Genomic DNA, 12,888 nt, shown 5'->3' with positions numbered 1-12,888 from the left:
GCTGCGGTTCGATTATGGTGACGCGTGAGGGCCGTTTCGTCGGCCAGGAACCATATCCGGAACACCCCACCGGCAAAGCGCTGTGTGTGAAGGGGCTTGCCGCGCCCGAGATCATCTACAACAAACAGCGTCAACTCTATCCGCTGAAGCGCACGCGGCCCAAAGGCGACAAGGATCCGGGCTGGAAACGGATTACATGGGATGAAGCGCTCGACAGGACGGCTTCTGAACTTGATCGGATTCGTTCTGAATCTGGCCCGGAGGCGGTTGCCTTCGGCCTGACGACTCCGAGCGGCACGCCGATATCGGATGACATCAGGTGGATCGAACGCTTCATCAACGCGTTTGGTAGCCCCAACGTCGCGTATGGCACCGAAATTTGCAATTGGCACAAGGATTACGCCCACGCCTACACATTCGGGCGCTCGATTGCATCGCCCGATTTTGAACGGTCGGAATGTATCGTGCTGTGGGGACACAATCCAAGTGCGACCTGGCTGGATCACGCCACGGCAACCCGATCGGCGCGGGTCAGGGGCGCGCGCCTGATCGTGGTCGATCCGCGCCGGGTTGGTTTCGCCGGGCGTGCGGATCAGTGGTTGCGCGTGCGACCCGGCGCGGACGGCGCTTTGGCGCTTGGTATCGCCGGCGAGATGATCCGGAACGGCTGGTTCGACGTTCAATTCGTCCGCGACTGGACCAATGGCCCGTTGCTGGTCAGAAAGGATACCAATCGATTTCTGCGCGCCGCGGATATCGCGGCACCGCCCGCGGGGACCATGGCCGACGATCTCGTGGCATGGGATGCCGGCGCGAAAGAAGCCGTGGGCTACTCCTTGTCCCGACGCGCTTACGTTCGGCCGGTCAATCCCGAGCTTGAAGCTTCCGTCGAATTTTTATCGCCGGCCGGGGAGCCCATCAGCTGCCGCTCGGCATTCGGTCTCTACCGGGAGATGTGTGACGAGTATCCGCCGGATCGGGTCGAAGCCGTGGCGTGGGTGCCGGCAAGGCAGGTGACGGAAACGGCAAGGCTGCTGTTCGAGGCCCGCCCCGTCAGCTACTACATGTGGTCGGGTGTCGGCCAACATACCAACGCGACGCAGACCGATCGCGCCATATCGACGCTGATGGCCTTGACCGGCAGCTTCGATGCCCCGGGCGGGAACGTCCAGTTCGCGCGGCCTCCGGCATACGACGCGACCGGCGGCGAATTTCTGTCGGCGGCGCAACGCGCCAAATGTATCGATCTCAAGCGCTCGACGCTCGGGCCCGGCCGAAATGGCTGGACGGGGACGGATGCCTTGTATGCGGCGATCGTGGACGGCGAGCCCTATCGCATTCGAGGCCTGTTCGGATTTGGACGCAACTTTATTGTCAACCATGCCAATGGCGATCGGATCGCGCAGGCGCTTGCAAAACTTGAATTTCATGTCCATTCGGACGTGGTGATGACGCCGACCGCGGCATTTGCCGACATCTTTCTTCCCGTCAACACGCCGTGGGAGCGGGAAGCGCTACGGGTAGGATTTGAAGGCAGCCAGGCCGCGGAAAACCTGGTTCAGTTGCGGCAAGCGGCCATTTCCAGCGCAGGCGAGTCCAGATCGGATGCCCATCTCGTGTTCGAACTCGCTACCCGGCTTGGCTTTGGCAATTTATTTTGGAACGGCGATATCAATGCCGGTCTCAATGCCATCCTTGCGCCACTCAAATTGACCCTTGACGATCTGCGTGCGCAACCGGGCGGAATTAGCTTTACCGGCGAACCGGACTATTTTCGCTATCGCCATGAGGGCTTTAAGACGCAGACCGGGAAGATCGAAATTTTCTCCGAGGTTTTTCGAGATGCTGGCGAGAATCCGTTGCCGCGATTCATCGAGCCGGCTCGCTCGCCCTATAATGCGGAGGGGAACGAGTTTCCGCTGGTGCTGACCTCCGCCAAGGTGGTTCACTATTGTCACGGCCAGCATCGCCACGTTCCGTCGCTACGTCGCCGCTCGCCGGAGCCTGAGGTCAGCATGCATCCGCAGACCGCCGGTGAAAGAGGAATTAGCGAAGGCGACTGGGTCGAGATCCGGACCAAAAACGGCAAAGCCCGCATGCGCGCGAAATTTGATTCGAGTCTGGATCAGCGGGTGGTCAGCGGACAATATGGCTGGTGGCAGGGCAACGAAGAGCTTGGCCTGGACGCCTTCGATTCGCTCGCTGACTCCGGCGCCAACTATAATCGCCTGATATCGGATGACCATGCCGATCCGATCAGCGGCTCGATCGGTCTTCGGTCTTCCGTTTGCGAAATCTCGCCGATCAACGGCGCAGGAAAGCACGCGCGAGATGGTCTTGGTGCTGCTTCCCTGCAGGAATGAAAACCTTCAGGTGTCTCGATCAAGATTGAACCATAGGGTCCGTACCTTGCGCCGTCCATAATTCCAGATCTTGTGTGGACGGCGGGAGTTATAGGAAATCAAATCGCCGCTTTTGAGAATGTAGGGCGTCTTGTCGACCTCGACTGTAAGTATGCCCTCCAGAACGAAGCCGTATTCAAAACCTGCGTGCGACAGGGCGGCGTCTGAATTACCCGTATTCGGCTCGTATTCGTTGATGGCGATCGAGAGGCCGCGGGTGCGGTCTTCGCGGATCAACCTGCGGACAACATGCTTGGGTGTTTCGACGACGTGATGCTGTGATGCCCGCACCACAAGTTCCTCGTCTGCATTGGGTTCACTCGCGATAAGATCGGACATGGTAATTCCCAGCGCGCTGGCAATCACGATCAGGGATCCGATGGACGGCGATGCTCTGCCCCGTTCGACAAGGCTGAGCATTGATACGCTCAGCTTCGTGCTATCGGCGAGCACCTGAAGCGTCATGTTCCTTGCCTGCCTCACTTCGCGGATGCGTTCGCCGATCGCCGCAAGCGTGCTGGCGGTCGTTTCCGCCACGTCATCAGGCAGTTCGGGAGAAAATTCGATGGTCACCAAAGTTATCCTTCTGTTTCTCTGACCACTGCAGTCGAACCGCACTTAATACCCAGCAACCGTCATTACCCATCAACCCGTCAGAAAGCTATTGCTCCTTCCAAAAATTTTGATACAGTTAAAACAATTCGAGTGTGGATAAAAGAGCAATTCGATGGCTACTCGGCTTGCAAACTCCGCGCGCGTCGTCGACAGCGCCGTGGGATGCCCAGAAATACCGATCATTGTTGGGTCTGGCAACGCCAGGGTTGTGATGTGGCCGGGAAACAACGCTCAATTCCGGACCTTTCAGATCATCACGCTGGAGCGCGGGGCCCGTACGATACGCCTCCATCACGGCAGCGATGCCGTTTATTATGTGATGAGCGGCGCCGGTTCGATCGTCGATTTGGTCTCGAGCGAAGTCTTCCCGCTGGTGGAAGGTTCGATGGTGCACATCGATGCGGGCGATGCCTATCAGTTCGTGACGAACGATGGTCAAGACATGAAAATTCTCGGCGGCCCGTGTCCTGCCGACGAGACGCTTTACGCCGATTTGGCTTTCCCGGAAGGAAAATAACAAATGGCGATCCGAGTATTTCACCGCGATCATCCCACCTTGAGGCTACCGCTGATCTCCAAGGATGCGCGTTTCGTGGTTTGGCCGGGTACCGGCGCCTGGCACGCCAACATGAACTATGTCGTGCTTGAGCCGGGCGAGGCCAACGTTCCTCATATTCACTCCATTTCCGAAGACACGATCTTCATTCTGGAGGGCAAGGGAACGATACGCGACTATACCAACAATATTGAATTGCCGTTCCATGCCGGTTGCGCCGTGCACGTGCCGGTCGGCGTCAAGCATGCGGTTGCGGCAGATCAGGGTGTGACCGTGGTCAGCGTCGGTGGGCCCAGTCCGGCAGATGTGCCACTGCTCAAGGCCGTTGGGGCGCTTCCTTCAGACGCTGCGGCTCCGAAATGATCGAGTCCAGGATAGTGATGCGGGTGCGAGATCTCGACAGGCAATAATTTCTGATCTCGCCGCTAACCGGTCGGACAGAGCGGCTAACAACGTCAACCAGGAGCGGTTATGAAGATTGTGGATCTGTCTCATTTGATGAACGTGCATACGCCGGGCTGGGTCGGATATGCCGGCAACAAAATGTACTATGCGCAGAATCTGCAGACCAAGATGATCGTCGCACAGCGCATCGACACAGCCCTTCATGTCGGCACCCATATCGATGGTGCGATGCATGGCACCGACGGCATGGGCGATATGGCGTCCTACCCTCTCGATTTTCTTGTCGGGCCAGGTGCTGTCGTCGACGTCTCCAAGCATATGGACGATTGGGCCGTGATCACGCCGGACATGATCGAGCAGGCGCCGGTCGAGGTTCGCGACGGAGATATTCTGATCATTCACACCGGCTGGCATCGCTATTGGGAAGGTCAGCCGGAACAGGATCTGGTTAAATATTTTTGCATGCATCCCGGTGGCAAAATCGAACTGCTCGAATGGATGCTCAAGAAGAAAATCAAGTGGTTCGGGATCGATTGCGGATCCGGCGATCACTCGATGAATACCTCCATTCGTCTGATGAGGCCCGATCTCGCGAAGCGCTTTGAAGCTCGGGTTGGAAAGAGCTGCGAAGAATTTTTCGGCGAGTACAATTACATCCACAAGAAGTCGGGACGTCACATTTCTGAAGACATGTTTCCCTTCCATTCATATGCATTTCAGGAGGGGCTGATCCACGCCGAGAATATCGGTGGCGATATCGAGAAGATGCTGAATCAGCGCGCCGTGATCGGGGCATTTCCCTGGCGCTACGAAGGTCTCGAGGCGTGTCCTTGCCGGATCGTCTGCTTCCAGGGGATGGACGAGGCGGTTGAGGCCGTGGGCGACGTTGCAAAGGCAGTGCTGGGTTCGCGCCGCATCGCAGCGGGGCAAAGCATGGGGGGCCCGGACGGCCGCTAAATCTTCCGCCCGTAACCGCGCCTGCTTTGGCGCGTCAGTCTGGTAGAGCTTATGAAGCCGGCATCGTTCAAATATTTCAGGCCAGCCAGCGTTTCCGAGGCGCTCGTTCTGCTGTCTGAAAATCAGGACGACTGCAAGATTCTGGCCGGTGGACAGAGCCTGGTTCCTGCGATGAACTTTCGGCTGCTGCGGCCTTCAGTTCTAATCGATATCAATGAACTGAAGGAACTGGCTTCCGTCCAAACGACAGGCCAAAGCGTCTCGATCGGTGCGTTGACGCGCCATGCCACGTTTCATCGAGGTGTCGTCGCGGGTCCGCTGGGTCATCTCCTGACCAAGGTGGTGCGGCACATCGCGCACTTTCCCATCAGGCAACGCGGTACCTTCGGAGGCAGTCTTGCTCACGCCGATCCGGCCGCCGAATGGTGCCTCGTTGCAACGGCGCTGGGAGCGCAGATCGTTGCCAGAAGCAGCCGTGGCGAACGGACCATCCAGAGCCACGAATTCTTCAAGGGAACGTTCACGACGGAACTGGCCGCGGATGAGATCCTTTCGGAAATACGTTTGCCCTTGATGGCGGACGATTGGCGGACAGGATTTAACGAATTTTCGCGCCGTGCCGGCGATTTTGCGCTGGGAATGGCCTTGGCTGCACTGCGGATTGAATCCGGCGTTATCAAAGAGGCGAGACTCGGTATTGGCGGTGTATCGGATCGTGCCATCCGGCTCGAAAAGTTGGAGCGGTCGCTGGTTGGCAGGCTGGCGTCGTCGCAAACCTTCGATGCCGTTGCCCAGGAGGCTCGCACGGTAGTTATTCCAACCGCGGATATTCATGCTTCCGCCGAGTATCGCCAGGATCTGATTGCGACGGTCGTCAAGCGCGCGTTGAGCGAGGCCGCCGCATGAACTGGATCGGGCGGTCGTTGCCGAGGCTCGAAGACCCAACGCTCTTGAAGGGGGGTGGCAGCTACGTCGCGGATCGTATCGGCGCTGCCGCCGCCGTTCGCTTTGTTCGAAGCCCGGTGGCGCGCGGCGCCATTGTCGATATCGAGATTCCGCCGGACGCGATTGTCTTCACGGGCCGTGATCTCGCCGATCTCAAACCGATCCGGCCAATCCTCCATCGCCCCGATTACGTCCCGATCGGGCAGCCGGTGCTGGCGATTGATCGGGTGGTTTTCACGGGTCAGCCGGTCGCGGTCGTCGTGGCGGATAGTCAGGCCCTGGCCGAGGATCTTGCCGAACAGGTATTTGTGGATATCGCGGCGACCGATCCCGTGCTTGATCTCGATCTCGCCCTGGAAACCGGCGCTGATCCGGTTCATCCGGAGGCACCCAACAACGTCCTCGTCGAAGGTCGGATGAAGACCGCGGGTCTCGACAAGGCCTTCGAAGACGCCGCTGAAATCGTAGCGCTTGAACTGCGCTCGCACCGCCAATCGGCAGCTCCCATGGAAGCGCGCGCCGGCCTGGCGGAATATCACACCGGGAGCGGACGGGTGACGCTGACGGCCTCGGTTCAGATGCCGCATATGCTGCGGACCGGCATCGCCGACACGCTTGGCATCGCGGAATCGGATCTGCGCGTTATTGCTCCCGATGTCGGCGGCGGCTTTGGTCAGAAAATGTCGCTGTTTCCGGAATATGTCGTGCTGGTCTGGCTCGCGCGCAAGCTGAAGCGCAACGTCGCGTGGACCGAGGATCGCCGGGAAAATTTTCTGGCCTCTGCGCACAGCCGCGATCAGGCCTTCACCATCCGTGCGGCTTTCTCGAAGGAAGGCAAGCTGCTCGGCCTCGATGCCGATCTGCGTTCCAATGTCGGAGCCTTTTCCTGCTATCCGGTCACCTGTGGGGTCGAGCCGCTGATGGCGTTTGCCGAATTGCCGGGCCCGTATGACTTTAGCGAATACGCCGCTCGTTCCCGGGGCGTGACGACAAACACCTGCATGATGGCGCCTTATCGCGGTGTCGCGCGTCCCATGCTGACCTTCACCATGGAACGCCTGATGGATGTTGCGGCGAAGCGCTTGGGGATCGATTCGGTCGAAATTCGCCGCCGCAATCTGATCGACAGCTTTCCGCATCGCTCGCCAACCGGCCTCGTCTATGACGAAGGTTCCTACAAGCAGGCGATGGAAGTGGCCGTCCAGAAAATGGACATTCCGGCTTTCAGGACCAGGCAAACCGAGCTGCGCGCCAAGGGGCGTTATATCGGACTTGGCCTTTCCGTCTTCAGCGAACGTACTGGCTATGGCACGCCCGCCTATGCGGCGCGAGGCATGGATATCGTGCCTGGTTACGAGATCGTTGATTGTGTCATGGATCCGTCCGGCAATGTCGATCTGCGTATCGGATCATCGCCGCACGGCCAGGGGTTGAAGACCAGTCTCGCCCAGCTCGTGTCAGACGAATTGGGAATTGATCCGCAAAAGGTCCGGGTCATTTCCGGAGATACCGATACGACGCCCTATGGCTGGGGTACGTTCGCCAGCCGATCGATGGTGATTGCCGGAGGCGCATCAAAGTTGGCGGCGGCGAAAGTGGCCGGAAAGCTGAAGCTGATCGCGGCGCAGATGCTGGATGCGACCGCTGACGCCGTCAGCTTGAAGGACGGCTGGGCCCGTGTCGCCAACACCAACAAGGCGATCGAGATCGGCGAGCTTGCACGTGCCGCCTATCACCAGAGCTACCGCTTCCCCGGTCAATCCCCGGGGCTCCAGGAAAACGCGTTTTATGACCCTCCAGGTACGTTCTCCAACGCCTGCCACCTTGCCGTCGTTGAGGTCGACATTGAAACCGGCGGCGTGAAGATCGAGCGATTTCTCGTGGTGGAGGATGCCGGCGTGCTGATCAACCCGATGATCGTCGATGGTCAGATTGCCGGCGGCGTAGCCCAGGGTATCGCCAACGCCTTGCTGGAGGAAATGGTCTACGACGAGACCGGCAATCTCCTGACGACATCCTTTGCTGATTATCTGCTGCCGACCATTGCCGAAATGCCGGAAATAGAAATCCTTCATCTCGAGACGGTTTCTCCCGAGAGCGTGACTCACGCCAAGGGCGTAGGCGAAGGCGGCGCCATCGGCGCGCCGGCCGCCATCGTCAATGCGATCGTCGATGCGCTGTCGCCGTTCGGGATCGAGATATCAGAGATTCCCGCCACCCCCCAGCGTATTCGCGAACATTTGCGCAAAGCGGGAGCGGCCCTCAATGCCTGACAAAATCAGCATTACCCTCGATGTCAACGGCCGCGAGCATCGTGTCTCGGTCGAGCCACGCCGTACGCTGGTCGACGTGCTGCGCGACGACTGTCACCTGACGGGCACCCACATCGGATGCGAACACGGCGTCTGCGGCGCCTGCACGATTCTCGTCGACGACAAACCAATTCGTTCGTGCCTGATGTTCGGTGTTCAGGCCGAAGGCAAGAAAATTCGTACCGTCGAAGGTCTTGCCGATGGCGATACGTTGCATCCGCTGCAGAAGGCGTTCTGGGAAAACCACGGTCTGCAGTGCGGCTTCTGCACGTCCGGATTTCTGATGCTCGCGGCCGGCGCGTTGCAGGAAACCCCTGACATGTCCGATGAGGAGATCAAGGAGATGCTGTCCTCCAACCTCTGCCGCTGCACCGGGTACCAAAACATCATCAAAGCGGTTCGACTGGCTGCCGTGGAGATGCGATCCGGAGCACGCAGATGAACTATATCGGCCGGTCGCACAAACGCCTCGAAGACCGTCCGCTGCTGCTCGGGACCGGCGCGTTTGCGGCCGACTGCAATTGGCCCGGCCAGGTTCACATGCGCGTTGTGCGCTCGCCCGTCGCGTTCGGAAAGATCCTCGGTATCGAGACGACGGAGGCAACCCAGCTCGAGGGCGTTGTTGCAGTCTGGACCATTCGGGATGTCGATGACTTGCCGCCGATCGATTTTCGTCAGATGCGCGCAGAGGGTCTCGTTCCCTACCGACAATGGATTCTGGCGCGTGATTACGTGCGCTATGTCGGCGAACCCGTCGCCGTCGTGTTCGCTTCCGACCCCTATGTTGCTGAAGACGCCGCCGACCTTGTGTTTTGCGACATCGAGGAACTTGACGCGCAACTCGATGCCACCGCTGAGCCGTCGCTGTTTATGCCGGACAGCCATCCCGGGCTGCTTTCAGAGCCAGCGGTGATACGCCGGTCCTATGGTGACATGGACGCCGCGTTCAGCCAGGCCCATCGCGTGGTTGAATTAGAGGCGAAAGTTGGACGTCATACCGGCGTTCCCATGGAGACCCGCGGCGCCCTGGGGGTCCACGATGCCAATAGCGACGTTCTGACCGTCTATGGCGCGGCCAAGGTGCCGCATTACAATCGCGATGCCATTAGCAAGATGTTGGGTCTGGCCCCCCATAAGCTTCAGCTCAGCGAAGGTCATGTCGGTGGTGGATTCGGAATACGCGGTGAGCTTTATCCGGAAGACGTGCTGGTCTGCGCCGCGGCCCTGCGGCTGCGCCGGCCGGTCAAATGGATAGAGGATCGCAGGGAACACTTACTGGCTGCCAATCATTCGCGCGATCAGACCTATCGTCTTCGGGCGGCAGTCGATGCGCGTGGCTTCATTCTCGGCCTTCAGGCCAAATTCTTCACCGATCAGGGCGCCTATGTGCGCACGCATGGTACCACGGTGACGGACTTGTCCGCGGGATTGCTGCCTGGCCCCTACGTGATTCCCGCTTACTCGGTCGAAGGCCACATTCGTCTCACCAACAAGACGCCGGCGGGCACCTATCGTGCTCCCGGACGGTATGAGTCGACGTTTGCCCGTGAGCGCCTGATCGAAAAGATCGCAGCCGAACTAAAGCTCTCATCGATCGATGTCCGTCGCGTCAACCTCATTCCCGAAAGTGCAATGCCATTCCATCGGGGGATCGAGGCGCTCGGAACCCATGTCGTCTACGATTCCGGAAAGTATCACGATCTTCTCGAGCGCATGCTTGTTCACCTCGATTACGATCGTTTGCTCGAAGAAGCCGCCGCCCGTCGTGCCAAGGGCGAGATGGTTGGTCTGGGTATTGCCTATTTCGTCGAAAAGAGCGGCCTCGGCCCCGATGACCTCGTGCGCATGAGCCTCGACAAGTCGGGAGCCGTGGAGATCGTGACCGGGGTTGCATCCGTCGGTCAGGGGGTCGAGACGGTATTGGCACAGATCTGTGCGGAGACGCTCGATATTCCGATTGAGCGCATCACGGTCGTTCACGGCCAGACGGACCGGATCGAGTGCGGCCGCGGCGCTTTCGCGTCGCGTGTCACAGTGATGGCGGGCTCCGCCGTGAAGATCGCCTCCGAGGCGCTTCGTGATCGCGCCGTGGAAGCCGCCGCCGATCTTCTCCAGGCCGCGCCCGACAGGCTTCATCTGGTCGATGGTGCGGTTGCCGTGCGGGAAGGGGGCGCTTCGATACGCCTCGGCGAGATCGCCAGCCAGCTTGGTGAGACGGGCGGACTGAAAAGCGAGGGTTGGTTCCGCGCCGACCACATGACCTATCCTTATGGCATTCATTTCGCGCAAGTTAAGGTCGATCCGCTGACCTGCGGCGTCGGCATCGAAAGATATCTGGTGGCCTATGACGTGGGACGGGCCATCAATCCCATGCTGGTGCAGGGACAAATCGCAGGCGGCGTGGCACAGGGCGTCGGCGGAGCGTTGCTTGAAGAGTTTGTCTACGATGGACAGGGTCAACCCCTTGCGGCGAGCTTTGCCGATTATTTGCTGCCCACTTGCCACGAAGTGCCTGATGTCGAGGTTTTGATCCGCGAAGACTCTCCGAGCCCGCTGAATCCGCTTGGCGTGAAAGGTGCAGGAGAGGGAGGGATAACCGGGGTTGGCGCGGCGCTTGCTTCTGCAATCGACGCGGCTCTGCAGCAACCGGGGGCGGTCAATCGGCTTCCAATGACGCCTGACCGCTTGCACCGCATCTTGCACCGAAGGCACGGATAATTCTGATGATTGAGACGGCCGCAAATAGGCAGGTCAACATGCGACGAGGTCAAGCAGGGGTGAGATGAAACTGCATCAGGAATTTACGATCGCGCATCCACTCGACGAGGTTTGGCGTTTCTTTCGCGACGTCCCCAGGGTTGCGGGTTGTCTACCGGGCGCCGAATACGTTGGAGCAAAGGAAGATGGACGTCACCTCGGCAAGGTCTCGGCGAAGGTAGGCCCGTTTCAGGCCAGTTTTGAAGGCGAGGCGGCTGTTCATTACGACGAAGAGAAAAAGTCGGTCGCGCTCGAAGGCAAGGGTGTCGATCGCAAGGGAGCTAGTCGCGGCAAGATGAGCATGAACTGCCTGTTGCTGCCGTCGGGCGATTTGACTGGCGTCGTTGTCGATTCTGATATTCAGCTCTCGGGGACGATCGCGCAATTCGGTCGCACGGGCCTCATCTCCGAAGTTGCCAACGCTCTCGTCGCCAACTTCGTGCGCAACGCGGAAGCTGAACTCGGCTCGGCACATTCATCGACGCCGGGCGCCGAAGCCGCGGTAGCAGCCTCAGCAGCGAATACGACCGCTGGCAACCCCATCGGGGGCTTCGCTTTGCTGGGCTTGTTGATCAAGGGATTGTTCAGATCCTTGTTTCGTCGCAGCGGCGAAAAATCGGAGAGGACATGACATACAGCCCATCTGATATTCCGTTAGCGAAATACGCTGCGCCGATAAGTTTCGTTGCCCACTATAGCCTCCGGCTGCGCAAATATTGGGCGCGCTATTTTTTGCGCGCTTTGAAACTATTCGTTCGTGGAACGATGTCGTCGCCCCGAGTTCTGGGGTCAACTGGGGTAAAAAGGAGAGTCGAGATCATGCAACAGATATTGAAGAGAAAGTACTGGACCATGTTCGTCGCGGCCGGCGCGGCGATTTCTTGCGGCGCGGTGGCTGCCTACGCCGCTGGCTTCACGCTTCCCGCACCAGCGAAAATCGCATTTCTTTATTTTGATCAAAAGAACGACGGCGGTTGGACCCAGGCTTTTGACGAAGCGCGTCCGAAAATCGAGGATGCGGTCGGTATGAAAATTCCGTTCGTGGAAAAGGTGCCGGAAGTCGCCGGTCAGATCAAACCGGCCGCGGAGCAGTTCATCCAGCGCGGTTACAACGTCATCATCGGCACCGCGTTCGGGTATTCGGACACTTTCAAGGAGCTGTCCGAGAAGTATCCGAAGGTCGCCTTTCTCAATGCGTCAGGCACCACCAACGGCGCCAATCTTGAGTCGTTCTACGGCCGAACCTATGAGAGTCAGTATCTGTGCGGTATGATCGCGGGCGGAATGTCCAAAACCGGCAAGCTCGGATTCGTCGCGGCGCATCCGATCGGCCCGGTCAATTGGACCATCAACGCCTACGAACTCGGTGCTCAGAAGCTGAATCCGAAGGCGACGGTCACAGTGATCTTCACCGGTGCCTGGAACGATCCGGTCAAAGAGCGCGCCGCCGCTTCGGCTTTGGCGGATCAGGGCATCGATGTGATCGGCCAGCACGTCGACACCCCGACACCGCAGATCGTCGCGCAGGAGCGCGGCATTTACGGCACCGGGCATCACCGCGATTTGCGCGAGTTCGCGCCGAAGGCGACGCTGTGCTCTTCGGTCTGGACATGGGACAAGTTCCTGTCTCCGGAACTCAAGAAGGTTGCGGCGGGTGATTGGCAGCCCAGTCCCTACGGCGCATTCCCCGGCATCAAGGAGGGCGGCACCGATATCGCCTGCTGCGGAACTGCGGTGCCGAAGGAACTCGCCGACAAGGTGATGGCCGAACGCGACGCGATCATTGCAGGAAAGCAGATCTTCACCGGACCGATGAGCGACACCACGGGCAAGGAAGTGCTTGCGGCAGGCAAACCGATCGACGACGGCGGTCTTTGGAAGATGGTTTGGTACGTACCGGGTGTGATCGCGCAGAAATAGTGGCACGCCCGGACGGATC

11 protein-coding genes are annotated in these 12,888 nt (G+C 59.4%); 10 read left to right on the top strand and 1 reads right to left on the bottom strand.

Going from position 1 to position 12,888, the window contains the following annotated elements; genetic code table 11:
- Positions 1-2,363 (top strand): molybdopterin-containing oxidoreductase family protein (locus ABR948_RS01160; protein ID WP_428113409.1); only part of this gene is annotated, 2,363 nt, incomplete at its 5' end.
- 6 nt (positions 2,364-2,369) lie between these two features.
- On the opposite strand, the gene ABR948_RS01155 is transcribed toward ABR948_RS01160, so the two are convergent.
- Positions 2,370-2,975, bottom strand: coding sequence for a helix-turn-helix domain-containing protein (locus tag ABR948_RS01155; RefSeq protein WP_428113408.1), 606 nt, complete (start codon positions 2,973-2,975; stop codon positions 2,370-2,372).
- A gap of 154 nt (positions 2,976-3,129) precedes the next feature.
- Here ABR948_RS01155 and ABR948_RS01150 point away from each other — a divergent pair, with 154 nt between their 5' ends.
- From ABR948_RS01150 to ABR948_RS01110, 9 genes are all read left to right on the top strand, one after another.
- The gene (locus ABR948_RS01150; RefSeq protein WP_428113407.1) at positions 3,130-3,534 is read left to right on the top strand and encodes a cupin domain-containing protein; all 405 of its coding nucleotides are present in this window, start codon (positions 3,130-3,132) and stop codon (positions 3,532-3,534) included.
- Between the two features lie 3 nt (positions 3,535-3,537).
- Positions 3,538-3,936 (top strand): cupin domain-containing protein, encoded by a 399-nt coding sequence (locus tag ABR948_RS01145; protein ID WP_428113406.1) that lies wholly within the window; start codon positions 3,538-3,540, stop codon positions 3,934-3,936.
- Between the two features lie 108 nt (positions 3,937-4,044).
- The gene (locus ABR948_RS01140; protein WP_428113405.1) at positions 4,045-4,935 is read left to right on the top strand and encodes a cyclase family protein; all 891 of its coding nucleotides are present in this window, start codon (positions 4,045-4,047) and stop codon (positions 4,933-4,935) included.
- 51 nt (positions 4,936-4,986) lie between these two features.
- Entirely contained in the window at positions 4,987-5,841 is an 855-nt protein-coding gene (locus ABR948_RS01135) for an FAD binding domain-containing protein (RefSeq protein WP_428113404.1), read from the top strand.
- Entirely contained in the window at positions 5,838-8,153 is a 2,316-nt protein-coding gene (locus ABR948_RS01130) for a xanthine dehydrogenase family protein molybdopterin-binding subunit (protein WP_428113403.1), read from the top strand. Before ABR948_RS01135 ends, ABR948_RS01130 begins: the two co-directional genes overlap by 4 nt.
- Positions 8,146-8,634, top strand: a complete 489-nt coding sequence (locus ABR948_RS01125) for a (2Fe-2S)-binding protein (RefSeq protein WP_428113401.1) — start codon at positions 8,146-8,148, stop codon at positions 8,632-8,634. The genes ABR948_RS01130 and ABR948_RS01125 overlap by 8 nt, the downstream gene beginning before the upstream one ends.
- Positions 8,631-10,910, top strand: a complete 2,280-nt coding sequence (locus tag ABR948_RS01120; protein ID WP_428113399.1) for a xanthine dehydrogenase family protein molybdopterin-binding subunit — start codon at positions 8,631-8,633, stop codon at positions 10,908-10,910. The genes ABR948_RS01125 and ABR948_RS01120 overlap by 4 nt, the downstream gene beginning before the upstream one ends.
- Before the next feature lie 64 nt (positions 10,911-10,974).
- On the top strand, positions 10,975-11,580 hold the full coding sequence (locus ABR948_RS01115; protein ID WP_428113398.1) for an SRPBCC family protein: 606 nt from the start codon (positions 10,975-10,977) through the stop codon (positions 11,578-11,580).
- 188 nt (positions 11,581-11,768) lie between these two features.
- Positions 11,769-12,869, top strand: coding sequence for a BMP family ABC transporter substrate-binding protein (locus ABR948_RS01110; protein WP_428113396.1), 1,101 nt, complete (start codon positions 11,769-11,771; stop codon positions 12,867-12,869).
- The last annotated feature ends 19 nt before the right edge of the window (positions 12,870-12,888 follow it).

Source organism: Bradyrhizobium sp. (genome assembly GCF_050014615.1).
Lineage (GTDB): Bacteria > Pseudomonadota > Alphaproteobacteria > Rhizobiales > Xanthobacteraceae > Bradyrhizobium.
Note: the sequence above shows the minus strand (reverse complement) of the source record. Positions and strands in the feature narration are given on the sequence as shown.